Here is a 23,379-nt window from a genome sequence, read left to right as displayed (position 1 = left end):
TAAAGTTTAGATTTTTAGTGATTTGTATTTTTAAAATTATAGATTTTTCAATGAAAATGCGTATATTTCTTGACATTGAAGTGTTTTTATATTATCATTTTAAATATAAAATTTTTCAAAAACGATGATTAAGACGGTATATTGGATGTTTTTTAACAGGGAGCAACTACGTGACTGAAAGAGTTGTACTAACTGAGAATATATTTTCAGCTTATGAGTAATTGTATAAGTAGATTATGAGTACAATCGGTTGGTACCCGTTAAAAACCATATTAAGGAAGCAAATTGCTTTAAAATGCGGGTGGTACCACGATATATTCGTCCCTTGAGACTTAGTCTTGAGGGCTTTTTATTTTGGATAAATAATAGAACTTATACCAATGTCTTTATATTAAATTTTTAAGGAGGAACTTATGACTTTAGAGAATATAAGAAAAGAATATTTAGAATTAGTTAAAACAATTAAAGATGAAAAAAAACTTTATGACCTAAGAGTTAAATTTTTAGGGAAAAAAGGTGCATTAACAGAAGTTATGAAAGGTGCACGTGATTTATCACCAGAAGAAAGACCAACTTTTGGGAAACTTGTTAATGAAGTGAAAACGTTCATTAATGATAGCTTAGAAGCAAAAAAAGCTGAACTAGCCAAAGTAGCATTAGAGTTGAAATTAGCTAGCGAAGAGATTGATGTGACTCTTCCTAGTAAAAAAGTACAACTAGGTGGATTAAATCCGTTAAACAAAATTATTCAAGAAATTGAAGAAATCTTTATTTCAATGGGATATTCTGTTGCAGAAGGGCCAGAGGTTGAAACTGACAAGTTTAACTTTGAAATGTTAAACTTACCAAAAGATCACCCGGCTCGTGATATGCAAGATTCATTCTATATTACAAATGAGCTGTTAATGAGAACACAAACTTCACCTGTTCAAGCTCGTGAAATGTTAAAAGCTAATGGTGAAGGACCAATCAAGATTATTTGCCCTGGTAAAGTATTCCGTCGTGACAATGATGATGCTACTCACTCTCATCAGTTTACACAAATTGAAGGATTAGTAGTTGATAAAAATATTACATTTAGTGATTTAAAAGGGACTTTAGAACACTTTATTAAAGCTGTATTCGGGGAAAACAAAAAAATCCGTCTACGTCCAAGTTTCTTCCCATTTACTGAACCATCTGTAGAGGTTGATGTATCTTGGGGTAACGAGGATGATGAAGAAAACATTAAATGGTTAGAAATTTTAGGAGCAGGTATGGTTCACCCTAATGTTCTAAAAATGGCTGGTTTTGATCCAGAAGTTTATACTGGATTTGCTTTTGGTATGGGACCAGAACGTGTTGCGATGTTAAAATATGGTATTAGCGATATTAGAAGTTTCTACACAAATGATGTAAGATTCTTACAACAATTCAATAGTGATAGAAACGATTAATAGGAGGTAGTAATGTTAGTAAGTTATAATTGGTTAAAACAATATACAAATATTGAAGATAATGCTAATGAATTAGCTGAAAAAATCACTCGTGGTGGTATTGAAGTAGAAGGTGTTGAGTATTTAGCAGAAGAAATTTCTGGCGTAGTAGTTGGTTATGTTGAGTCTAAAGAAAAACATCCAGATGCTGAAAAATTAAATGTATGTCAAGTAAACGTTGGTGAAGAAGAAAACTTACAAATTGTTTGTGGTGCGCCAAATGTTGATGCTGGACAATATGTAATTGTTGCTAAAGTTGGAGCAAAATTACCAGGAATTAAAATTAAAAAAGCTAAACTTCGTGGTGTAGAATCACAAGGTATGATTTGTTCATTAGGTGAATTAGGATTAACTAAGAGCGTAGTACCTAAAAATTATCAAGAAGGTATCTACGTTTTTGAAACTGAACAAGAGCTTGGTTCTGATGTTGTTGAATTGTTAGGATTAAATGATTACATCTTAGATCTTTCAATTACTCCAAACAGAGCTGATGCACTTAGTATGCGTGGTCTTACTTATGAATTAGGTGCTTTATATAATAATAAAGTTGATTTTAAAGATGTTGAAAAAGAAGAAAACTATGAAGCAACTTCATTACAAGTTGCTATTGAAAGTGATTCTTGTAGAAACTATGTAGGTCAAGTTGTTAAAAATGTAGAAGTTAAAGATTCTCCATTATGGCTACAAACAAGACTTATGAATTCTGGAATCCGTCCAATTAATAATATTGTGGATATTACAAACTACGTACTTTTAGAGTTTGGTCAACCAATGCATGCTTTTGATAAAGATTTAGTAGGAGATAAAATTGTAGTTCGTGATGCTAAAGAAGGTGAGGTTCTTGAAACTCTTGATGGAGAAGAAAGAAAATTACAAACAACTGATTTAGTAATTACTGATGGAACTCGTGCGATTGCTCTTGGTGGAGTAATGGGTGGTAAAAATTCAGAAGTGAGTGAAAAAACTAAAAACATTATTTTAGAATCTGCATATTTCAATCCTACATCAGTACGTCGTACTTCTGCAGCACACGGATTAAGAAGTGATTCTTCTGCAAGATTTGAAAAAGGAATTGATCCTAATATGCAAAAAGCAGCACTTGCTCGTGCAGTAGAATTAATTTTAGAATTATGTCCGAATGCTGTAGTTGAAAGTTCTGTTGGAGTAGTAAATAAAGAAGAAGAGAAAGTTGTAGAAATTTCAACTTCTTATATTAACAACTATCTGGGAATTACATTATCAACTGAAGAAATAGTAGCAATTCTTGAAGGATTGAGCTTTACAGTAGAAGTAACAGGAGAAAACTTAGTTGTTAAAATACCGACAAGAAGACCTGATATCTCTATTAAACAAGATTTAGTAGAAGAAGTTATTAGAATTTATGGATACGATAATTTAGCATCAACATTACCGAAATTCTCTAAAACTACTAAAGGTGGATTAACTTATTCTCAAAGAATGGTACGTGATCTACGAGGGCTATATGCTAGCTTAGGATTTAATGATACTATCAACTATTCATTAGTATCTGAAGAAGAAGCTACGGGGTATACTTTAGAAGATCACCATAAAGTTAGGTTATTAATGCCTATGACTGAAACTCACTCGACATTACGTCAAAGTTTGATTCCAGGATTATTAAATACAGTTCAATATAACGTAGCTAGAAAACAAAAAGACCTTAAATTATTAGAAATTGGTCGCGTATTTTTCGGAAGTGGTGATGACAATATTCAACCTAAAGAAACATTATATTTAAGTGCTGCATTAACTGGGGAAGAAAGAGTAACTAAATGGCTTAAAGAAAGCAGTACTCTAGATTTCTTCGCAGCTAAAGGATACCTAGAAGTTGTATTTGAACGTTTAGGATTAGAAGAAAAAGTTACATACAAAAAATCTACTCTTGAAGGAATGCACCCAGGACGTTTTGCTGAAGTATACTTAGGAGAAAAACGTATTGGTTTCATCGGAGAGGTTCATCCACAAGTTGCTGATAAACTTGGTCTAAATACTACTTATGTATTTGAAATTAATTTAGATGAAGTGATTTCAGAAAGTAAAGTTAAACCTAAATATGAAGAAGTAACGAAATATCCTGAAATTACACGTGATATAGCTATGTTAGTTGATGTTAAAGACGAATATCAAAATATTTATAATGTAATCGAATCTGTAAATAGTAAGCTTATTACTAATGTAGAACTATTCGATTTATATGCTGGTGCTGAATTATTAGCAGGTAAAAAATCATTGGCTCTAACTATTACTTATAGCGATAAACAAAAAACTTTAACAGATGAAGAAGTAACAGCGGTTCATGAAAAAGTACTTGCTGCACTTACAGCGTACGGAGCAATTATTAGGTAGGTAGTCTATGATTACACAAATAATATTATTTTGTATTTTAGCATATGTAATTGGTTCTATACCATTTGCATTAATCGTAGGAAAAGTATTTTATAATACTGATATTAGAACATTAGGAAGTGGAAACTTAGGAACGACAAATACATTCAGATGTCTTGGTAAGAAAGCTGGAGTAACAGTGTTTATCTGTGATGTTTCTAAGGGGATAATAGCAACATTTCTTCCAACTTTGCTGCTTGGTAGAGTTGATTATCTATCAATATTTGGAGCTTTTGCAATGATAGGGCATGTGTTTCCTATCTTTGCAAACTTCAAAGGTGGAAAAGCGGTAGCTACAGGATCAGGAGTGTTTATCTTCCTTTATCCAATGTTAAGTTTATTATTATTAGCTATATTCTTTTCAACACTATTTTTAACTGGTTATGTTTCATTAGGAAGTATTCTAATCAGTTTGACAGCTATCGGATATCTTGGCTTTTTTGAAGTTGGTATTGATAAATGGGTTATGATGGTTATGTGTGTATTTGTAATTTATATGCATAAAAAGAATATAAAAAGATTATTAAACGGGACAGAAAATCAATCGAAATTAAAAATAAAAAGGGGAACAAAGAATGACAAAAATCATTAGTGGGACTGAACTTGCAAAGAAATTGCGAGGAGAGATTAAAGACGAAGCAACTGCTTTAAGAGAAAAAGGTGTTGAACCAACACTTGCGGTTGTGTTAGTCGGAGATAATAAAGCGTCAAGAAGTTATGTTAATTCTAAACATAAAGCTTGTATTGAAAATAATATTAATTCAATAAAAATAGAATTACCTGAGGAAATTTCTACTGATGATTTATTAACTGAAATTGAAAAATTAAATAAAGATAAAAAAGTTCATGGAATTTTAGTTCAATTACCATTACCAAAACATATTGATGCTGAAAAAGTATTAAATGCTGTAAGTCCGGATAAAGATGTTGATGGATTTCATCCAATTAATGTAGGTAAATTAGTAATTGGAGAAGCTAAACTTATTCCATGTACTCCACTCGGGATTTTAGAGATGATTAAATCAACTGGAGAAGAAATCTCTGGGAAACTTGCATTAGTAATAGGTAGAAGTAATATTGTTGGTAAACCAATTTCAACTTTACTTTTACAAAATAATGCAACTGTAATAACAGCTCACTCTAGAACTAAAGATTTAGAATCTTTAATCGAACAAGCTGACATTATTGTTAGCTGTGTTGGAGCTGCACATTTCTTAAGTGGAAAAGAAAAAGTAAAACCAACATGTACTATTATCGATGTAGGAAATAACTATAAAGATGGTAAGTTAGTTGGAGATGTAAATCTAGATGAATTTATTGATAAGGTTGCTTATATTTCTCCTGTTCCAGGAGGGGTAGGGCCTTTAACAATCACAATGTTAATGAGAAATACATTAACTGCCGCTTACGATTTACTAGCTAGATAATTTCAACAATATATAGTACTTTTTGAGATTATATTTAATTGAAATGTTTATGAAATAATGATACAATAATATATTGAACAAGAATGCATTGTTTTTATAGATATATAGACTTATATATTATACTATGTTATAATTTATAAAATGTAGAATAGTAAAGAAATTTATGTGGGAGGTTTGTAATTAGATGATAAGATTTTTAAAAAATGTTGCTGCTGAAATGCGTAAAGTAAGTTGGCCAACTTTTAATGAACTTGTTAGAAAAACATTGATTGTTATTGTAGTAGTTGGAATATTAATGTTATTTAGCTACGTAGTAGATTTAGGAATAACTGCTGGAATTAGACATTTTAGTAGATAAGAGAGGTTATTATGAGTGATACAGTAAGTAAAGAATGGTATGTAATTCATACTTATTCTGGTTATGAAAACAAAGTTAAAGATAATATTGAAAAAAGAGTTGAGTCTCTTGGAATGGAAGATAAGATTTTTAGAATCGTTGTTCCAGAAGAAAAAGAAACTATCTTAACTCCAACTGGAAAGAAAAAAGAAGTAAATAGAAAAACATTCCCAGGTTATGTACTTGTTGAATTAGTAATGACTGATGATTCTTGGTTTGTTGTTAGAAATACTCCTGGTGTAACTGGATTTGTTGGATCTCATGGTGGAGGTTCAAAACCTAGTCCATTATTACCAGAAGAAATCAACTTTATTTTACAACAAATGGGATTATCAAATGTTGTTGATATTGATATTGAGGTTGGTGATTATGTTCGCGTAATCTCTGGACCATTCGTAGACATGGAAGGAAAAGTTGTAAACTTAGATCTTCATAATTATAAAGCTGACGTTATGATTGAACTTATGGGTAGAGAGACTAAGGTTGAGCTTGAACTTTATAATATCGAAAAATTCTAAGAAAGGAAAAGCTATCTTTAAGGTAGTCGGATAGAATGTGGAAAAGATTGCAATAATTATGGATTCAACTGCATATTTATCAGAAGATTTGAAAAAAGAACTGGATATTCGTACTGTTTATTTAAATCTTATTATTGATAATAATTCATATAAAGAAGTTATTGATATGCCACTTGATAAATATCATGAATACTTAAAAGATCCTAACAATAGCTTCCCTACAACATCACAACCAGCGATTGGGGAAGTTGTAGCTTGCTTAGAAAAATTAAAAGAAGAAGGGTATACTGATGTAATTGCTATTGCACTATCAAGTGGAATAAGCGGAACATATTCATCATATTCTGTAGCTGGATTAATGATTGATGGATTAAACGTACATCCTTTCGATTCTGAAGTTTCTTGTAGACCAGAAGGATATTATGCTATTAAGGCAGCAAAACTAATTAAAGAAGGTAAAACTTCTAGTGAAATCATTTCAGCTTTAAACGAAATGAAAAAAGTATCTGACGCATATTTTATGGCAGATGATTTATCTCACCTTCAACGTAGTGGTCGTTTAAGTGGAGCTCAAGCAGTAGTAGGAAGTTTACTTCAAGTAAAACCATTACTACATTTTGATGATAAGGTGATAGTACCTTTCCAAAAAATTCGTACATATAAAAAAGTTGTATCAAGAATGTATGAATTATTTGATGAATATTATAAACAACATGAAGGAGAACACATCACTGTGTGTGTTCTGCACGTTGATGCATTAGACAAAGCTGAAGAAATTAAAAAATATGTCGAAGAAAATTATTCGAATGTAACTGTAGATATAGATGGAATAAGTCCAGTTATCTCTACACACCTTGGATTAGGAGCAGTTGCAATTGGATGGACAATTTTATAATAAAAAATTTTAAGAGGTGAAAAAAATGGTTCAAACTATGGCGCATACTTGCTACCGTGTAGCAGATTTAAAAGAATCAGTTAAATTTTATACTGAAGCATTTGACTTTGAAGTAAGTCGTGAAAGAGACTTTCCTGAATACAAGTTCACGTTAGTATATCTAACATTACCTGGATCAAATTATGAGTTAGAATTAACTTATAACTATGATCACGGTGCATATGAACTAGGGGATGGATATGGTCACATTGCTATCTCTGTTGAAGACTTAGAAGCATTATACGAAAAACACAAGGCGGCTGGATACGATGTAACAGATCTTAAAGGTCTTCCAGGATTCCCGCCAAGCTACTACTTCATTAAAGATCCAGATGGATACAAAATTGAAGTGATTCGTACTAAGATGTAGTTATCATTTGATTTTTTTAAAATCATATGATATAATGTATTTACATTGAAATAAATTACCGAAAGGGTGGTGAATTTTGAAAGGTTCTCCGCTCTTTTATATTGCAATAAAAACTAAGAAAGAGGTATGCTGTATGAGTATTGTAGAAAAAGTTAAAACTATAGCAACAAAACAAACAGAAAATACGGAATTTTCTCTTTATGATGTTGAATACGTAAAAGAAGGAACTGAGTACTTCTTACGTATTTACTTCGATAAAGATGGTGGCCTATCACTTGATGATTGTGTATTATTAAGTGAGAAGTTAGCAGAAGAGCTAGATAAAGAAGATTTTATCAGTGATAAATATTATCTAGAAGTTTCTTCACCAGGTATTGAAAGAGATCTTAGAAATCTTGAAGAAGTAACTAATTCTGTAGGTAAACACGTTTATATTAAAACATATGAAAAAGTTGATAATCAAAAAGAGTTTTATGGCGATATACTAGGTGTTGAGGGTGAAGAAATTACTATTGAATATAAAGATAAAGCAAGAGTAAAAAAATCAACGATTAACTATAGTAAAATCGCTAAAATTAGATTAGCTGTTAAATTTTAATTATTAAAGGAGAAAGAAAGATGAGCAAGGATTTGCTTAAAGCTATTAAATTAATTGAACAAGAAAAAGGAATTGCAGAAGATATTCTAGTAGAAGCTATTGAGTTAGCTTTATTGTCAGCTTATAAAAAGAATTTCAATGCTGCAAAAAATGTAAGAGTAGATTTCAACAGAGCAACAGGTGATTATAAATTTATTATAAGAAAAGATGTTGTTGAAGAAGTTTACGATGATAGAATTGAGTTTGCACTTGAAGATGCATTAAAAATTAATCCTGCATATGAAGTTGGTGATATTTACGAAGTAGTTGATTTACCAAGTGATTTTGGTCGTGTTGGTGCACAAGCTGCTAAACAAGCTTTATTACAAAGACTTCGTGAAGCTGAAAAAGAAATTTTATATAAAGAATATATTGAACATGAAGGTGAGATTTTATCAGGGACTGTAGATAGAATCGACTCAAGATATGTTTATGTTAAACTTGGGAAAATTGAAGCTATTTTAGGTGAAAATGAAAGAGTTAAAGGTGAAACATACATTCCTCAAACTCCTATTAAAGTTTACATCGCTAAAGTTGATAACCCAAGTCGCGGAAGCAAACCACATGTTTTAGCTTCTAGATCACATCCTGAATTCATCAGAAGATTGTTCGAGATTGAAGTTCCTGAAATTTATAGTGGAACAGTAGAGATTAAGAGTGTATCTCGTGAAGCAGGAGAAAGAACTAAATTAGCTGTTTATGCTGAAGATAAAAATATCGATCCTGTAGGAGCATGTGTAGGTAATAAAGGTGATCGTGTTAACCGTATCGTTGAAGAACTAAACGGTGAAAAAATTGATATTATTACTTGGGATGCTGATCCAGTTAAATTCATTACTAATGCTTTAGCTCCTGCGAAAGTAGAAGAGATCAATATTGACGAAGAAGAGAAGATTGCTAATGTTAAAGTAAAAGATGATCAATTATCTCTAGCAATTGGTAAAAAAGGTCAAAACGTTCGACTTGCTGCTAAATTAACTGGTTGGAAAATCGATATAAAAGCTGCTGAATAGTGAGGTGTTGACTGTGAAGAAAAGAAAAATACCAACAAGAAAATGTATTTTAACAAATGAGATGTTTCCGAAGAAAGATTTATTACGAATCGTTAAAAATAAAGAAGGAGAAATCTCTGTTGACCCTACAGGTAAACAAGCAGGTCGTGGTGCATATGTAGTTTCAGATTTAGAAGTTATTAAAGCTGCACAAGAAAAGAAACAGTTAGAGAAATTTTTCTCTGCATCACCAGAAGTTATGGAACCTATCTATAACGAAGTAATTAGATTAATTTATAGAAAGTCAATTCCACAAAAATAATGATAAAAGCATATAATTTATTAGGTTTAATGCAAAGAGCAGGTAAACTTATTACAGGTGAAGATTTAATCACAAAAAATTTAAAAAATAATAAAATCAAATTGTTAGTTATTGCTGAAGATTGCGGTGTGAATACTAAAAAGAAATTAACAGACAAGGCTAATTTCTACAATGTTCAATGTATCGAATTTTCAACGATTGAAAATATAAGCATAGCGATTGGAAGAGATAATCGTGTAGCTGTTGGAATAACTGATGATGGATTTATAAAAAAATTCAAACAATTATTAGAAGAAGGAGGAAAACAGTAATGAAAAAAGTCAGAATTTATGAGTACGCTAAAGAAGTAGGAAAACAATCAAAAGACCTTATTGCAGTTTTAAAAGATGCTAATATTGAAGTATCTAATCACATGTCAATGTTAACAGAAGAGGGGTTAGATAAGCTAGATAGTGTTTTCAAAAAACAAGAAGAAACTACAGAAAATGAACAATCTTCAAATAATGAAGGTAAAAAGAATAAGAAGAAAAAAATAAAAAAAGAGAAAGTTAAAAAATCTCAAAAACAACAACCAGCTATTATCGAAGCACCATCTGAAGAAACTATCTCAGAAGATACTATTTTAGTTAAAGATGGAATGACTGTTGGGGAACTATCTGAAGTTCTAAATGTAGGTTCTACTGAACTTATTAAAAAATTATTTATGGAACTAAAAATTATGGCGAATATTAACCAGTCTCTTACTTTAGAGCAAATCGAGTTAATCGCTATGGATTATGGTAAAGAAATCCAAGAAGAAGTTGAGATTAATAAGGAAGACTTAGATCTTTACTTCGAAGTTGAAGATGCAGATAAAGATCTTAAAGAACGAGCTCCGATCGTTACAATTATGGGACACGTTGACCACGGTAAAACAACATTACTAGATACTATCAGAAATTCACGTGTTACAGCTGGTGAAGCAGGTGGTATCACACAACACATTGGGGCTTATCAAGTACGTGCTAAAGATAAGAAGATTACTTTCTTAGATACACCAGGTCACGCAGCCTTCACAACAATGCGTGCACGTGGAGCTAAAATTACGGACGTAACTATCTTAGTAGTAGCAGCTGATGATGGTGTAATGCCTCAAACTATTGAAGCTATTAACCACGCTAAAGCAGCTGATGTACCTATTATTGTTGCGGTAAACAAAATGGATAAACCTCAAGCCAACCCAGATAGAGTTATGAATGAATTAGTAGAATACGGACTAATCTCAGAAGAGTGGGGTGGAGATACAATCTTCGTACCAATATCAGCTCTTAAAGGTGAAGGTATTGATGAATTATTAGAAAATATCTTATTAGTAACTGAAATGCAAGAATTAAAAGCTAATCCAAATCGTTTAGCTTTAGGTACAGTTATCGAAGCGAAACTTGATAAAGGTCGTGGAGCGGTAGCTACATTACTAGTACAAAATGGTAGCCTAAATGTTGGAGATCCACTTGTTGTTGGTAATACATTTGGACGTGTTCGTGCTATGATTAATGACCGTAGCAAAAATATCCAAACTGCTAAACCATCTACTCCTGTAGAGATTACTGGTTTACAAGATGTTCCTAATGCAGGAGATCGTTTCGTTGTATTTGGTGATGAAAAAACAGCTCGTCAAATCGGTGAAAAACGTCAACAACAATATATTGAAACTACTCGTCAAGCTAACTCAGCTGTATCTTTAGATACATTATTCGAGCAAATGAAACAAGGGGAAATGAAAGACCTTAACATTATCATTAAAGCAGACGTACAAGGTTCTGTTGAAGCATTAGCAATGTCATTAGCTAAGATTGATGTTGAAGGTGTTAACGTGCGTATCATCCACACAGGTGTTGGTGCGATTAATGAATCTGACATTACATTAGCAGTAGCATCAAACGCTGTTGTTATTGGATTCAACGTACGTCCCGATAATAATGCTAAACAAATGGCTCAAACTGAGCAAGTAGATATTCGTCTACACAGCATTATCTACAAAGTTATTGAAGAAATTGAAGCTGCGATGACAGGATTATTAGATCCAGAATTCGTAGAAAAAGTTATCGGACTTGCAGAAGTACGCCAAGTATACAAAGTATCAAAAATTGGTACAATTGCTGGTGCTTATGTAACTGAAGGTAAAGTATCACGTGATGGTAAAGTACGTGTAATTCGTGATAGTGTAGTAATTTACGAAGGTGAAATTGATACATTAAGAAGATTTAAAGATGATGTTAAAGAAGTACAAAGTGGTTATGAATGTGGTATGACTGTTGAAAACTTCAATGATATTAAAGAAGGAGATGTCTTCGAAGTATACATCATGGAAGAAGTTAAGAAATAGGAGGCAAACTTTATGTCAGAACTAAGAGTTAACAGACTTGCAGAACAAATTAAAAAAGAAATTACTTATGTCTTAGCTACAAAAGTTAAGAATCATGATTTAGGATTTGTTACTGTAACAGAAGTTGCTTTAACAGGAGATTATTCTCAAGCAAAAGTTTTCTACACTGTACTAGGTGGAGAACGTGAAAAAGAAAAAACAAAAGAAGCGTTTAAAAAAATTAAAGGTTTCGTAAAAAGTGAAGTTGCTAAAAAAATTAAAATTAGAAAATTTCCAGAACTAATTTTCCAATATGACACTACAGCTGAATATGCGTTACACATTGAAAGCTTAATAGCTAGTGTTAGTAAAAAGGAAAAAGACGAAGAATAATAATTAGTATAAAGGAGCGACTCGTTAAATATAGTTTATAAGAATTATATTTACTGGGTCGCCCCAGTATAGTTGATTGGTTATGAATATGAGTATTTATAATTTTCAACTATATTAAGTGAAAAAACTTTGAATAATATATTCGTATTCAAGGTATTTAGCAAAATAGAATTTAAAGGAGAAAAGAATGTTACAAGTAACAAATTTAGGTTTACGTTTTGCAGATAGAAAATTATTTGAAGACGTAAATATAAAATTTACAAATGGTAACTGCTACGGGTTAATCGGAGCAAATGGAGCAGGTAAAACAACATTTTTAAAATTATTATCTGGTGAAATTGATTCACAACAAGGGCACGTTTCTTTAGGAAAAGGTGAGCGTCTTGCTGTACTTCGTCAAAACCACTTCGCATATGAAGAAAATAGAGTTATCGATGTTGTAATGATGGGACATGAACGTCTTTGGGATGTTATGAACCGTAAAAATGAAATTTACATGAAAGATCCATTCACAGAAGAAGATGGAATCATTGCAGCTGAACTTGAAGGTGAATTCGCTGAAATGGATGGATGGACTGCAGAAAGTGATGCAGCACAACTTCTTGAAGGATTAGGTATTTCTGTAGAGTTCCATGATATGCTTATGGGTGAGCTTGATAATGCTATTAAGGTTAAAGTTCTTTTAGCACAAGCATTATTCGGTAATCCAGATGTACTTCTACTGGATGAGCCTACCAACGGTCTTGATATTAGTGCAATTAAATGGTTAGAAGAGTTCTTAATTAACTTTGAGAACACTGTTATCGTAGTCAGCCACGACCGTCACTTCTTAAATAATATCTGTACTCACATTTGTGACTTAGACTTTGGTAAAATCCAACTTTACGTTGGTAACTATGACTTCTGGTATCAATCTAGCCAACTTGCTAGAAGAATGGCAGAAGATAACAACAAGAAAAAAGAAGAAAAAATTAAAGAATTACAAGAATTCATCGCGCGTTTCTCTGCGAATGCTTCTAAATCTAAACAAGCAACAAGTAGAAAGAAAATGCTTGATAAAATTACTCTTGATGATATTAAACCAAGTAGCCGTCGTTATCCATATGTTCGTTTTACACCAGATCGCGAAATCGGAAATGACTTACTTATCGTTGAAGGTGTAAGTAAAACTATAGAAGGTAAAGAAGTGTTAAGTAATGTAAGTTTCACTGTGAACCCTAATGATAAAGTTATCTTACTTGGGGATGAAGTAGCTAAAACTACATTACTAAAAATTCTTGCTGGTGAAATGGAACCAGATAGTGGTACTGTTAAATGGGGTATTACAACTTCTAGAAGTTATATGCCAAAAGATAACTCTGAATACTTTGAAGGATTAAAACTTTCATTAGTAGAATGGCTTCGTCAATATGCTTCTCCTGAAGAGGAAAGTGAAGCATACTTACGTTCATTCTTAGGAAGAATGTTATTCTCTGGTGAAGAAGCACTTAAACGTGCACATGTATTATCAGGGGGAGAAAAAATGCGTTGTATGTTATCTAAGATGATGTTATCGAAAGCTAATGTTATTCTGTTAGATGAACCTACAAACCACCTTGACTTAGAATCTATTACAGCTGTCAATGAAGGTATTATTGCTTTCAAAGGTTCTGTGTTCTTTACATCTCATGACTATGAGTTTATTCAAACAATTGCGAATAGAGTAATTGAATTAACACCTGAAGGTGCAATTAACAAAGAGATGGACTACGAAAACTACCTAAGATTCAAAGGTATAATAGACTAATAAAAAATAAGGAGATATACTGCTTTGGTATATCTCCTTTGATATTAATCTTAAAAATTAATTTTCTCAAAAACTTGTTTTGTAACTTCAGAAAAAGCTTCTACTTCTTCTTTAGAGAATCTATTGAACTCAATTGAATCAATATCTAGTAATGCTACTACTTTATTATTTTGAATAATAGGCACAACTAGTTCACTATTTGTTGCACTATCGCAAGCAATATGTCCAGGAAACTTGTGAACATCTTCGACATAAATAGTTTCGCGAGTAGTGAAGCAGTGTCCACAAACTCCTTTGTTAAATGGTATGCGAGTACATGCTACCTTGCCTTGGAATGGTCCTAAAACTAAGTTGTTATTTTTTTCATCTAGTAGGTAAAAGCCAACCCAGTTAGTATTAGGTAAGTATTCTTTATATAATGCTGATAGATTTGATAGATTAGTTACTAGATTTTCTTCTCCATAAACTAATGCTGTCGCTTGATCGATAAATAATTGTTTATTTTCTACTATATTCATAATACACCTCTTTTAAAGACTTTATTATATTTTCGCATAATAGGTAAAAAAAATAAAGTGATAAGAATAGTATACCTATAATAAAAATTTTTATATTGTTTAAAAATGAAGATTATTAAAGGAAAATAGTAGATGTTTAAAATATGCTAAAAGTATTTAATAATTTTCTTAATAAGAAAAATTGAAAAAAATTTAAAAAAATTACTGAAACACTTTGTTTTTTGTGATAAAAATGGTATAATTTTGTTAGGTTATTGTATTAATAAACGTAAACAATTAAATAAAACATTCAGGGGGAAGATATATGACATATATATTTTTATTTGTGTGTATCCTTGTTCTTGGAGGAGTAGTAGCACTATTCGTCTTCAGAAATAGGAAGAAACAAGATTTATACCCTCTTTTAGTTATGAAAGATGAGCTAGAGAGAGAAACACTATCTGATGATTTGAAAAAAGTAAAAGCGCTAGAAATTGCTGGTAAAGCTGAAAAACTTTATTCTCAATGGGAAAGCGAATGGTACGAAATTCAAAGCATCGATATTGAAGAACTTGACAGAGATCTTTATAGTGCAGAAACTTATATTGATAAATTTAATTTCAAACGTGCTGATGAAGTAATTATGAATAGTGGTGAATTAATTGCTAATATCAAAGATAGAATTGCTGGAATTAGAAGAGAAATTAAAGAATTGACAGAAGTTGAACCTAGAAATAGAGAACTATATGAAGAAATCGTAGTTGAGTACAAAGAGCTTAATAGAGAACTATTAGCTAAACGTCATCAATACGGGGCTGCAGCAGAACAATTTGAACAAAGTATCAAAGAAATTGCACCACAGCTTGATGATTTCAAACTCTTAACATCAACTGGTAAATACCTTGAAGCTCAAGAAAAAATTAATTCTGTTAAAGTATTAATAGATGATCTTAAAGAAAGAATGGAAGTTTTACCTGATTTGTTAAAAGAGATTGAAAAAACTTGTCCAGCTCAAATTCAGTCATTAAGACTAAAAGTTGAGGAAATGGAGAAAAAAGGATTTAAACTTAATCACCTAGAAATTTCAAGTAAAATTGAAAGTAGTGTATGGCAACTTAGCGATGCACGTGAAAAAGTTAAATCTGGTGATATAGATTTAATAGAAAACATTCTTGATGGTATTTATGATGTTATCGATGAAGTTTCTAATGATCTAAAAAAAGAACTTGATTATAAAAAATATATTGAGGAAAATTATAGAGAAATTACTAATAAACTTGAATTACAAGATAAACTAAATGAAGCTTTATATAACAATATTCAAGAAATCAAAAATAGATACCAAATCTATCAAAAAGATGAAGAAATGGTCGCTAACTATTATGATGAACTTAGTGATTTACTTGATGTTAAACATGATATCGATGTATATATTAATAATCAACCAAAATTAAACTACAAAGACTTAAAAGAAAAAGTAGAATTACTAGGTCAAGGATTAGAAAAAATCGAAGAAGATCAAACGAACTACTCTAGATATCTAACAAGTCTTCGTGAAGAAGAAGGTCACGCTCGTGAAAAACTTATCTTCATCAATCAAGAAAAAGAAGTTATTAAACGTAAATTAGATAATTCACGTGTTCCAGGATTTAGTGATAGATTTATCGTTTTATATAAAGATGTAACTGACAGTTATAGATATGCATTAGAGGAGCTTAAAAAAGAACCTATTAATATCGATTTATTAAAACGTGCAGTTGCTGAAGCTGAAGAATCACTTGATATCTATGCATCAGAAGTTAATAACATTCTTACTGATATCGAGTTAATCGAAAAACTAATTCGTTATGCAAATAGATACAGAAAAGATAATGTTGAATTCCACCAACAATTAACAGTTGCTGAACAATATTATAGAGAGTATCGTTACAACAAAACTCTAGAAATTATTAGAAATTCTCTAGATAAAGTTGAACCAGGTGCATACGAAAGAATTAGAAATTCAGTAAAACCTAGATAGAGAAGAAGCCCTAGTTTTAGAAATAAAACCAGGGCATTTTTTAGGTTATAAAACTTTTAAAAATGTATAATTAATAACCACTGTGACTATAAAATGTGATAGTAACAGTGGTTGATTTTATATTATTTTCTTTTTAGATTATAATATCCTAAACTAGCAAAGTAGAAGATTGCTTCTATTGTTGCAATGAAGAATGTAGTAGGTAGGGAAGTATAGTAAGAAAGTGTAATCCCGGCCCATGTTCCAATTAGAGCAAATGAAACTGATATAACAATCATTAGTCCAACTTTGTTAGTAAGATACCTAGCTGCACTAGCAGGTACCGTTAATAGTACGAACATTAATAATGCTCCTACTACTGGTACTGTGATACTAGTAGCAACAGATAATAGAACTAAGAAAAATATTGAAATAAATTTTCCGTTAAGTCCTAAAGCTTTTGCTCCAATCGCATCAAACGAATCAAATTTAATTTTTCTATAGAAAATAGAAAGTAATAAAATTACGGCTAATGCGAGTGTGAAAATTAATTTAACATCATCTCTTGTAATTGAAACAACACTACCGAAAAGAATATTATTAACATAACTAGTGCTCTTCGGTGTTAAAGATAGGAACAGTAGTCCTAGTCCAAGAAAGATTCCTAACATAACACTTACTGTAGCTTCTCGTCTAAATGCTTTAACGCTAAGATGACCAACAAGATATGACATTGTAATAGTAAAGATTAGTAATCCGTATATTGGATTTATTCCTAAGAAAACAGCAAAAGCCGCTCCTGCGAAACCAACATGTGATAGAGTATGAGAGATAAATGACATATTTCTAGCCATCACAAACACACCTATATATCCTGCCATTATTGCAACGATTGTACCAGCTATAAAGGCATTTTGCATAAAATCATAATTAAACATGGTTGTTATCTCCTACATAGTGTTTACAAAGTTTTAGTGTATTCTTCTCTTTGTTATAGTCCGCTATACTGATAAATTTGAAGCAACCTTTTTCTAGGTATAGTATTTTATCAACATATTTCTCATCTAAAAGTGAAAGCTCGTGAGTTATACAAAGAGTAATAATGTTTTCTTTTTTTGTAATATCTTTAACCAAAGTCATACATTCCACTTCACTAGTTTTGTCTAGGTTAGATGTGAACTCATCAAGAAGTAATAAGTTAGGTTTATTTACTAGTGCTTGAGCCAAGAAAACACGTTGTTTTTCACCACCTGAAAGAGTACCTATAGATTTATTTTCTAGTTTAATAGAATTTGTTAAAGATAAAGCATTTTTAATACTTTCTTTTTCTTTTTTACTAAGCCATGGAAGAAATCCTTTTTGAATTGGTAATGATACAAAGTCTTTAGCTGATAAAGGAAGTTCTTCATCAATTTGTCTAAACTGAGGGACATAACCAAGAGTTGGGTTTTCTCCTACAAGAGTAATCTCATTAGTTTTATTTAATTTTTCAAGTATATTGTTTAGTAATGTTGTTTTACCAACACCGTTTTTCCCAACAACAGCGACAACATCTCCTGAAGATACAGAAAAAGAAATGTTGTCTAAAATTGTTTTATCTCCTATTGAATAAGTGAGATTTTTTATATTAAGTTCAGTCATAAAATCTCCTAAATTATTTAAATTTTTATTTGTTATATTTTGAATATAAAAAAGAAGAGATACGATTTAGAATCTCTTCTTTATATTATACTACATATTTATAATATGTGAAGACTAATTTTTAATCTTCTTATTAATGTTTATGTTCTTTTTCGTGATCGTCGTCATGATCTTTGTCTTTATCTCCATGAGAGTGTCCTTCATGAGAATGACCTTCGTGACCGTGGTCGTGAGAGTGTCCTTCATCAGCACCTTCAACATGATAAGCTTTTTCACCAGAACCACCATTTAGGATTTCTTCTAGTTTATTATATTGATCTAACATCCATTCAATGTATGTTTTACCATCAGGTTGTGTTTCAGTTACATTAAGTACTGGTACTTTATTTTGTTCAGCTAAGCTAATTAAGCCTTCGATAGTTTTATTTGTAGTTTGAACGTTGTTTATGATTAATGAAATTTGTTTAGATTTAATTTGCTCTTGGATAGCTTTTAAGTCTTGTGGAGCAGGATCGTTACCTTCTTCAGTAGCTTGAGCTAATTTTTTAACTTGTTCACTAGTTTTGAATCCTAATGCATCTACCGCATATTCAAAAACAGGTTCAGTTGTTAATACTGATTTTCCATTTGCTTTTTCTTTTAATGAATTAATTTTATCAGTAATTTTAGAAAGTTCCTTTTTATAGTTATCTCTATTTTTTTCGTAGAAATCTTTATTAGAAGAATCTTTTTCTGATAATACTTTAGTAAGTTCGTCAGCAACTTTACTCATTACTTCAGGATTATACCAAATGTGTTCATTATCTCCATCTTTAAGTCCTAGTAGTTTAGCGCCATCAATTTTTTTAATGTCTTTACTATTTGCAGTAAGTTTTTCAAACCATGAATCATAACCACCACCGTTTAAAATAGCAATGTTAGCATCGGCTACAGCTTTAGCATCTTGAGCTGTTGGTTCGAAATCATGAGGATCAACTGAAGTTGAAGTAATAATAGATGAAACTTCTGCTTTATCTCCTGCAATACTCTTAGCTACTTCTGCATAAAAGTTAACTGAAGTAACAATTTTAGTTTTACTTCCAGAGTTTGAAGCTCCAGAATTCGTTTTGCTTGAACATCCGACTAAAAGTAGTGCGAATGCAGCAACAATTGAAATTAGTTTAAAAAATTTATTCATTTGTAATATTCCTCCGTTATTCGTAATTATTACGTTCTAATAGATTATAATACTACTTAATGAAAAAATCAAGATATTAAACGAAATTATTTTGATTAAGAATGAAATAATATTTTCTTACTATATAAAAGTATAAAAATTATTAACTAGATATCCTCTACTTTGAATATCGTATTAATAAGTAAAAAGTCTAATAAAATACTTGATTTTTGGTTGTTTATGCTATATAATTAATAAAGTTGAGTAAAAACCAACAAAAATATAACACACGACATTTGAGTAGCTGCTCGGTGCATTTATGTTTGCAGTAAGCTTAGAGAGTGTCGGAGGAAAAAACCAAGGAGGAAAATAACTATGGCAGTTATTTCAATGAAACAATTATTAGAAGCTGGTGTACACTTCGGTCACCAAACAAGAAGATGGAACCCTAAAATGGACAAATACATCTTCACAGAAAGAAACGGTATCTACATTATCGACTTACAAAAAACAGTTAAGAAAGTTGACGAAGCATACGAATTCGTAAAATCAGTTGCTGATCAAGGCGGAAAAATGTTATTCGTAGGTACTAAAAAACAAGCACAAGATGCTATTAAAGAAGAAGCTGAAAGAAGTGGTCAATACTACATCAATCACCGTTGGTTAGGTGGAACTTTAACTAACTACAAAACTATTAAAGGACGTATTGACAGAATCGCTGAAATTGAAAAAATGGAAGCTGATGGAGTATTCGAAGTATTACCTAAAAAAGAAGTTATCGAATTAAGAAAAGAATACGATAAATTAAACAAATTCCTAGGTGGAATTCGTGAAATGAAAGGTATGCCAGATGCAATCTTCGTAGTAGATCCTAAGAAAGAGCACAACGCTATTGCTGAAGCTAAAAAATTAGGAATTCCTGTAGTGGGTATCGTAGATACAAACTGTGATCCAGATGACGTTGATTACGTAATCCCTGCAAACGATGACGCTATCCGTGCGGTTAAATTATTAACAGCTAAAATGGCAGACGCTTTTGTAGCTTACAATGAAGGAAACATCGAAGAAACTGAAGAAGCTTTCGTAGAAGAAGTAGAAGCAACAGAAGAATAATCTAAAGATAATAAATAATAAAAAATATAAAAATAAAATAACGGAGGCAAATCAAAATGGCACAAATTACAGCTAGTTTGGTAAAAGAATTAAGAGAACGTACTGGTGCTGGTATGATGGACTGTAAAAAAGCACTAACTCAAACTGATGGAGATATCGAAGCAGCAATCGACTACCTAAGAGAAAATGGTATCGCTAAAGCAGCTAAAAAAGCTGATAGAATCGCTGCAGAAGGTCTTGCTTACATCGAAGTTAAAGGTAACAAAGCTGTTATCTTAGAAATTAACTCAGAAACTGACTTCGTTGCTAAAAACGAAAAATTCGTTGCTTTAGTAAAAAATGTTGCAGAAGCTATCTTAGCAGCTGAACCAAAAACTTTAGAAGAAGCTCTTCAAGTTGAAGCTCAAGGTGGAACTGTTGAAGCAGTAATTAATGAAGGAATCGCTACAATCGGTGAAAAACTTTCATTAAGAAGATTTGAAGTTGTTTCTAAAACAGATGCTGATGCATTTGGTGCATACTCTCACATGGGAGGAAGAATCGGTGTTCTTACTCTTGTTGAAGGAAGCACAGATGAAGAAGCAGCTAAAGATGTTGCAATGCACATCGCTGCTTTAGCTCCTAAATACTTAGACGAAAGCGAAGTACCAGCTGATGTACTTGAGCACGAGAAAAAAGTATTAACTGAGCAAGCATTAAACGAAGGAAAACCTGCTAACATCGTTGAAAAAATGATCGTTGGTAGAATTAACAAATTCTTAGAAGAAATCACAGTTGTTAAACAAAAATTCGTTAAAGACGATAGTTTCACTGTTGAAAAATTCGTAGCATCAAAAGGTGGAAAACTTGCTAAATTCGTACGTTACGAAGTTGGTGAAGGTATCGAGAAAAAAGAAGATAACTTTGCTGAAGAAGTAATGAGCCAAGTTAACGCTAGCAAATAATAATTCTCTATTTAATATATACTATTAAAAGAGGTTAAGCACACACTTCTTGTGTGTGCTTTTTTAAAAAGTTGACATAGTAGAAACAATAATGTCTGTAATATATTAGGAGGATAAAAATGGCTACTAAATATAAAAGAGTTTTATATAAACTTAGTGGTGAAGCACTAGCAGGTGGAAAAGGATTTGGAATAGATTCTGAAGTTGTTAATAAAATAACTTCTCAAATCGTTGAAGTAGTAAAACAAGGGGTAGAAGTCGCTATCGTTGTTGGTGGTGGAAATATCTGGCGTGGTAAAACAGGTGAAGAACTAGGGATGGAACGTGCTACAGCTGACTCAATGGGAATGTTGGCTACAGTTATGAACTCATTAGCACTACAAGATTCATTAGAGCAAAAAGGTGTTGATACACGTGTGTTAACATCAGTTGAAATGAAAGCAATGGCTGAGCCTTACATCAGAAGACGTGCAATCAGACACCTAGAAAAAAGACGTGTTGCTATCTTTGCAGCTGGTATAGGTAATCCATACTTCTCTACAGATACAACAGCAGCTTTACGTGCAAAAGAAATAGGTGCAGAGGCTATCTTAATGGGTAAAAATGGAGTAGATGGTGTTTACTCTGCTGATCCTAAACTTGATAGTACAGCAACAAAATATGATAAGTTATCATACATGGATATTATGAACAAAGGGTTAACAATTATGGATTCTACAGCTATTACATTCTGTATGGATAACCACCTGCCAATTATTGTCTTTTCAATAGATGAAGCAGATAACATTGTTAAAGTTGTTTCTGATTCTAATTTAGGAACAATTATTGAATAAAATTTATATTAGGAGTTTACAATTATGCCTGAACAAATAATGAATAATTTAAACGAAAGAATGGAAAAAGCCATCGCTAGTTTACGTCGTGAATTAGCATCAATTAGAGCTGGTAAAGCTAGTGCAGCTGTTTTAGATAGATTAACAGTTGATTACTATGGTGTACCAACTCCGATTAACCAAGTAGCAGGTGTTTCTGTACCAGAACCAAAAATGCTTGTTATTTCTCCATATGAAAAAACTTTATTAGGAGATATCGAAAAAGCTATTCAAGCATCTGATTTAGGATTAAATCCAGCTAATGATGGTACAGTTATTCGTATTGTATTCCCAGCATTAACTGAAGAACGTCGTAAAGAACTTGCTAAATTAGTAGGTAAAGAATCAGAAGGTGCTAAAGTTGCAGTACGTAACGTGCGTCGTGATGCTATGGATTCAATGAAAAAATTAGAAAAATCATCTCAAATTACTGAAGATGATCTAAAAGGATATTCTGATGATATTCAAAAAGTAACAGATAAATTTGTCGCTGAAATCGATAAAGTTACTAAAGAAAAACAAGATGAGTTAATGAGCGTATAATATTATGGAAATGAAAGAAATTATTGATAAAATTAATACATTAAACGCTACAAAAAAAGAGCGTGAATTAACAGCTGAGGAATCAGAAGAACTAGCTAAATATAGACAACTATATTTACAAAATTTTAAAGCTAATATGCGAAACATATTAGATAATACAAAAGTAATTAATGAAAACGGAGAAGATATAACTCCTAAGAAGAAAGGAAATTAACAATGAGTGCAACTGCAGTTACAATTTTAGTTGGAGCAATTTGTTTACTTGCTGGTGTAGTAGGAGGGTTCTTCCTAGCAAGACGTAATTTCATGAACTACATGGAAAAAAATCCTCAAATCAACGAAGATATGGTTATGAGTATGATGAGTCAAATGGGACAAAAACCATCTCGTAAAAAAATTAACCAAGTTATGAGCAACATGCAAAAAGCTCAAAAACAAGCTCAAAAACAAATGAAAAAATAATAAAATTAAACAGATGTGTAAAAAAAGGTTCTTTGTCAAATTCGGTTGATTTTGAAAATTAGGAGAAAGCTATGCTATATTAAGTAGTATAGCTTTTTTCCTATTTTTTCGTTTTAATCTTATTTCTTTCTTTTTAGCGAGAACAGCTTGA

26 protein-coding genes are annotated in these 23,379 nt (G+C 31.6%); 22 read left to right on the top strand and 4 right to left on the bottom strand.

Annotated elements, in window-relative coordinates:
* Window positions 1–413: 413 nt before the first annotated feature.
* From pheS to PNO30_RS01740, 15 genes are all read left to right on the top strand, one after another.
* Complete coding sequence (pheS, locus tag PNO30_RS01810) at window positions 414–1,436, top strand: phenylalanine--tRNA ligase subunit alpha (protein WP_271986940.1); 1,023 nt, start codon at window positions 414–416, stop codon at window positions 1,434–1,436.
* A 12-nt stretch (window positions 1,437–1,448) separates the two neighbouring features.
* Window positions 1,449–3,842, top strand: coding sequence for a phenylalanine--tRNA ligase subunit beta (gene pheT / locus PNO30_RS01805; RefSeq protein WP_271986939.1), 2,394 nt, complete (start codon window positions 1,449–1,451; stop codon window positions 3,840–3,842).
* A 7-nt stretch (window positions 3,843–3,849) separates the two neighbouring features.
* On the top strand, window positions 3,850–4,473 hold the full coding sequence (gene plsY / locus PNO30_RS01800; protein WP_271986938.1) for a glycerol-3-phosphate 1-O-acyltransferase PlsY: 624 nt from the start codon (window positions 3,850–3,852) through the stop codon (window positions 4,471–4,473).
* A complete protein-coding gene (locus PNO30_RS01795) occupies window positions 4,457–5,308 on the top strand; it encodes a bifunctional 5,10-methylenetetrahydrofolate dehydrogenase/5,10-methenyltetrahydrofolate cyclohydrolase (protein ID WP_271986937.1) in 852 nt (283 codons plus the stop codon). Before plsY ends, PNO30_RS01795 begins: the two co-directional genes overlap by 17 nt.
* A gap of 184 nt (window positions 5,309–5,492) precedes the next feature.
* Complete coding sequence (secE, locus tag PNO30_RS01790; RefSeq protein WP_271986936.1) at window positions 5,493–5,666, top strand: preprotein translocase subunit SecE; 174 nt, start codon at window positions 5,493–5,495, stop codon at window positions 5,664–5,666.
* 11 nt (window positions 5,667–5,677) lie between these two features.
* On the top strand, window positions 5,678–6,223 hold the full coding sequence (gene nusG / locus PNO30_RS01785) for a transcription termination/antitermination protein NusG (RefSeq protein ID WP_003144927.1): 546 nt from the start codon (window positions 5,678–5,680) through the stop codon (window positions 6,221–6,223).
* Window positions 6,224–6,260: 37 nt separating this feature from the next.
* Entirely contained in the window at window positions 6,261–7,118 is an 858-nt protein-coding gene (locus PNO30_RS01780; RefSeq protein ID WP_204643419.1) for a DegV family protein, read from the top strand.
* A 25-nt stretch (window positions 7,119–7,143) separates the two neighbouring features.
* A complete protein-coding gene (locus tag PNO30_RS01775; RefSeq protein ID WP_271986935.1) occupies window positions 7,144–7,527 on the top strand; it encodes a VOC family protein in 384 nt (127 codons plus the stop codon).
* A gap of 133 nt (window positions 7,528–7,660) precedes the next feature.
* Window positions 7,661–8,125, top strand: a complete 465-nt coding sequence (gene rimP / locus PNO30_RS01770) for a ribosome maturation factor RimP (RefSeq protein WP_271986934.1) — start codon at window positions 7,661–7,663, stop codon at window positions 8,123–8,125.
* Between the two features lie 20 nt (window positions 8,126–8,145).
* The gene (gene nusA / locus PNO30_RS01765; RefSeq protein ID WP_271966355.1) at window positions 8,146–9,177 is read left to right on the top strand and encodes a transcription termination factor NusA; all 1,032 of its coding nucleotides are present in this window, start codon (window positions 8,146–8,148) and stop codon (window positions 9,175–9,177) included.
* Window positions 9,178–9,190: 13 nt separating this feature from the next.
* The gene (rnpM, locus tag PNO30_RS01760; protein WP_048801940.1) at window positions 9,191–9,478 is read left to right on the top strand and encodes an RNase P modulator RnpM; all 288 of its coding nucleotides are present in this window, start codon (window positions 9,191–9,193) and stop codon (window positions 9,476–9,478) included.
* The gene (locus tag PNO30_RS01755) at window positions 9,478–9,789 is read left to right on the top strand and encodes a L7Ae/L30e/S12e/Gadd45 family ribosomal protein (RefSeq protein ID WP_204643429.1); all 312 of its coding nucleotides are present in this window, start codon (window positions 9,478–9,480) and stop codon (window positions 9,787–9,789) included. Before rnpM ends, PNO30_RS01755 begins: the two co-directional genes overlap by 1 nt.
* Window positions 9,789–11,843 carry a translation initiation factor IF-2 gene (gene infB / locus PNO30_RS01750; RefSeq protein ID WP_271986932.1) on the top strand — a complete coding sequence of 685 codons (2,055 nt, stop codon included), beginning with the start codon at window positions 9,789–9,791 and terminating at the stop codon, window positions 11,841–11,843. Before PNO30_RS01755 ends, infB begins: the two co-directional genes overlap by 1 nt.
* Window positions 11,844–11,855: 12 nt before the next feature.
* On the top strand, window positions 11,856–12,215 hold the full coding sequence (gene rbfA / locus PNO30_RS01745; protein WP_048801943.1) for a 30S ribosome-binding factor RbfA: 360 nt from the start codon (window positions 11,856–11,858) through the stop codon (window positions 12,213–12,215).
* A 187-nt stretch (window positions 12,216–12,402) separates the two neighbouring features.
* Window positions 12,403–14,001 (top strand): ABC-F family ATP-binding cassette domain-containing protein, encoded by a 1,599-nt coding sequence (locus PNO30_RS01740; RefSeq protein ID WP_271986931.1) that lies wholly within the window; start codon window positions 12,403–12,405, stop codon window positions 13,999–14,001.
* A gap of 50 nt (window positions 14,002–14,051) precedes the next feature.
* Here the strand turns inward: PNO30_RS01740 and PNO30_RS01735 are convergent, their stop codons facing one another.
* Complete coding sequence (locus PNO30_RS01735) at window positions 14,052–14,519, bottom strand: GAF domain-containing protein (protein WP_271986930.1); 468 nt, start codon at window positions 14,517–14,519, stop codon at window positions 14,052–14,054.
* A gap of 304 nt (window positions 14,520–14,823) precedes the next feature.
* On the opposite strand from PNO30_RS01735, the gene PNO30_RS01730 reads away from it, so the two are divergent.
* On the top strand, window positions 14,824–16,518 hold the full coding sequence (locus tag PNO30_RS01730) for a septation ring formation regulator EzrA (RefSeq protein WP_271986929.1): 1,695 nt from the start codon (window positions 14,824–14,826) through the stop codon (window positions 16,516–16,518).
* Window positions 16,519–16,640: 122 nt separating this feature from the next.
* On the opposite strand, the gene PNO30_RS01725 is transcribed toward PNO30_RS01730, so the two are convergent.
* The 3 genes from PNO30_RS01725 to PNO30_RS01715 form a co-directional block, all read right to left on the bottom strand.
* The gene (locus PNO30_RS01725) at window positions 16,641–17,435 is read right to left on the bottom strand and encodes a metal ABC transporter permease (protein WP_271986928.1); all 795 of its coding nucleotides are present in this window, start codon (window positions 17,433–17,435) and stop codon (window positions 16,641–16,643) included.
* Complete coding sequence (locus PNO30_RS01720; RefSeq protein WP_271986927.1) at window positions 17,428–18,138, bottom strand: metal ABC transporter ATP-binding protein; 711 nt, start codon at window positions 18,136–18,138, stop codon at window positions 17,428–17,430. Before PNO30_RS01720 ends, PNO30_RS01725 begins: the two co-directional genes overlap by 8 nt.
* Window positions 18,139–18,271: 133 nt before the next feature.
* The gene (locus tag PNO30_RS01715) at window positions 18,272–19,315 is read right to left on the bottom strand and encodes a metal ABC transporter solute-binding protein, Zn/Mn family (RefSeq protein ID WP_271986926.1); all 1,044 of its coding nucleotides are present in this window, start codon (window positions 19,313–19,315) and stop codon (window positions 18,272–18,274) included.
* 354 nt (window positions 19,316–19,669) lie between these two features.
* Between PNO30_RS01715 and rpsB the strand changes: the two genes are divergently transcribed.
* From rpsB to PNO30_RS01685, 6 genes are all read left to right on the top strand, one after another.
* On the top strand, window positions 19,670–20,407 hold the full coding sequence (rpsB, locus tag PNO30_RS01710) for a 30S ribosomal protein S2 (RefSeq protein WP_271966346.1): 738 nt from the start codon (window positions 19,670–19,672) through the stop codon (window positions 20,405–20,407).
* 56 nt (window positions 20,408–20,463) lie between these two features.
* Window positions 20,464–21,351, top strand: a complete 888-nt coding sequence (gene tsf / locus PNO30_RS01705; protein ID WP_271986924.1) for a translation elongation factor Ts — start codon at window positions 20,464–20,466, stop codon at window positions 21,349–21,351.
* A gap of 119 nt (window positions 21,352–21,470) precedes the next feature.
* Window positions 21,471–22,184, top strand: a complete 714-nt coding sequence (pyrH, locus tag PNO30_RS01700; RefSeq protein ID WP_271986923.1) for a UMP kinase — start codon at window positions 21,471–21,473, stop codon at window positions 22,182–22,184.
* 24 nt (window positions 22,185–22,208) lie between these two features.
* On the top strand, window positions 22,209–22,766 hold the full coding sequence (frr, locus tag PNO30_RS01695; RefSeq protein ID WP_271966343.1) for a ribosome recycling factor: 558 nt from the start codon (window positions 22,209–22,211) through the stop codon (window positions 22,764–22,766).
* A 4-nt stretch (window positions 22,767–22,770) separates the two neighbouring features.
* Window positions 22,771–22,980, top strand: coding sequence for a DUF896 domain-containing protein (locus tag PNO30_RS01690; RefSeq protein WP_271986922.1), 210 nt, complete (start codon window positions 22,771–22,773; stop codon window positions 22,978–22,980).
* A 2-nt stretch (window positions 22,981–22,982) separates the two neighbouring features.
* Window positions 22,983–23,228 carry a YneF family protein gene (locus PNO30_RS01685; RefSeq protein ID WP_003146143.1) on the top strand — a complete coding sequence of 82 codons (246 nt, stop codon included), beginning with the start codon at window positions 22,983–22,985 and terminating at the stop codon, window positions 23,226–23,228.
* Window positions 23,229–23,379 lie beyond the last annotated feature (151 nt).

The organism is Gemella haemolysans (assembly GCF_028308085.1).
In the GTDB taxonomy this organism is placed as follows: domain Bacteria; phylum Bacillota; class Bacilli; order Staphylococcales; family Gemellaceae; genus Gemella; species Gemella haemolysans_D.
The sequence above is the reverse complement of the archived record's forward strand: the minus strand, read 5'-3'. Positions and strand labels throughout refer to the sequence as shown.

What these genes read in the sequence shown, in the direction of transcription:
- pheS (WP_271986940.1), top strand. Translation starts at nt 414, where the DNA reads ATGACTTTAGAGAATATAAGAAAAGAATATTTAGAATTAGTTAAAACA.
- pheT (WP_271986939.1), top strand. Translation starts at nt 1,449, where the DNA reads ATGTTAGTAAGTTATAATTGGTTAAAACAATATACAAATATTGAAGAT.
- plsY (WP_271986938.1), top strand. Translation starts at nt 3,850, where the DNA reads ATGATTACACAAATAATATTATTTTGTATTTTAGCATATGTAATTGGT.
- PNO30_RS01795 (WP_271986937.1), top strand. Translation starts at nt 4,457, where the DNA reads ATGACAAAAATCATTAGTGGGACTGAACTTGCAAAGAAATTGCGAGGA.
- secE (WP_271986936.1), top strand. Translation starts at nt 5,493, where the DNA reads ATGATAAGATTTTTAAAAAATGTTGCTGCTGAAATGCGTAAAGTAAGT.
- nusG (WP_003144927.1), top strand. Translation starts at nt 5,678, where the DNA reads ATGAGTGATACAGTAAGTAAAGAATGGTATGTAATTCATACTTATTCT.
- PNO30_RS01775 (WP_271986935.1), top strand. Translation starts at nt 7,144, where the DNA reads ATGGTTCAAACTATGGCGCATACTTGCTACCGTGTAGCAGATTTAAAA.
- rimP (WP_271986934.1), top strand. Translation starts at nt 7,661, where the DNA reads ATGAGTATTGTAGAAAAAGTTAAAACTATAGCAACAAAACAAACAGAA.
- nusA (WP_271966355.1), top strand. Translation starts at nt 8,146, where the DNA reads ATGAGCAAGGATTTGCTTAAAGCTATTAAATTAATTGAACAAGAAAAA.
- PNO30_RS01755 (WP_204643429.1), top strand. Translation starts at nt 9,478, where the DNA reads ATGATAAAAGCATATAATTTATTAGGTTTAATGCAAAGAGCAGGTAAA.
- infB (WP_271986932.1), top strand. Translation starts at nt 9,789, where the DNA reads ATGAAAAAAGTCAGAATTTATGAGTACGCTAAAGAAGTAGGAAAACAA.
- rbfA (WP_048801943.1), top strand. Translation starts at nt 11,856, where the DNA reads ATGTCAGAACTAAGAGTTAACAGACTTGCAGAACAAATTAAAAAAGAA.
- PNO30_RS01740 (WP_271986931.1), top strand. Translation starts at nt 12,403, where the DNA reads ATGTTACAAGTAACAAATTTAGGTTTACGTTTTGCAGATAGAAAATTA.
- PNO30_RS01735 (WP_271986930.1), bottom strand. Translation starts at nt 14,519, where the DNA reads ATGAATATAGTAGAAAATAAACAATTATTTATCGATCAAGCGACAGCA.
- PNO30_RS01730 (WP_271986929.1), top strand. Translation starts at nt 14,824, where the DNA reads ATGACATATATATTTTTATTTGTGTGTATCCTTGTTCTTGGAGGAGTA.
- PNO30_RS01725 (WP_271986928.1), bottom strand. Translation starts at nt 17,435, where the DNA reads ATGTTTAATTATGATTTTATGCAAAATGCCTTTATAGCTGGTACAATC.
- PNO30_RS01720 (WP_271986927.1), bottom strand. Translation starts at nt 18,138, where the DNA reads ATGACTGAACTTAATATAAAAAATCTCACTTATTCAATAGGAGATAAA.
- PNO30_RS01715 (WP_271986926.1), bottom strand. Translation starts at nt 19,315, where the DNA reads ATGAATAAATTTTTTAAACTAATTTCAATTGTTGCTGCATTCGCACTA.
- rpsB (WP_271966346.1), top strand. Translation starts at nt 19,670, where the DNA reads ATGGCAGTTATTTCAATGAAACAATTATTAGAAGCTGGTGTACACTTC.
- tsf (WP_271986924.1), top strand. Translation starts at nt 20,464, where the DNA reads ATGGCACAAATTACAGCTAGTTTGGTAAAAGAATTAAGAGAACGTACT.
- pyrH (WP_271986923.1), top strand. Translation starts at nt 21,471, where the DNA reads ATGGCTACTAAATATAAAAGAGTTTTATATAAACTTAGTGGTGAAGCA.
- frr (WP_271966343.1), top strand. Translation starts at nt 22,209, where the DNA reads ATGCCTGAACAAATAATGAATAATTTAAACGAAAGAATGGAAAAAGCC.
- PNO30_RS01690 (WP_271986922.1), top strand. Translation starts at nt 22,771, where the DNA reads ATGGAAATGAAAGAAATTATTGATAAAATTAATACATTAAACGCTACA.
- PNO30_RS01685 (WP_003146143.1), top strand. Translation starts at nt 22,983, where the DNA reads ATGAGTGCAACTGCAGTTACAATTTTAGTTGGAGCAATTTGTTTACTT.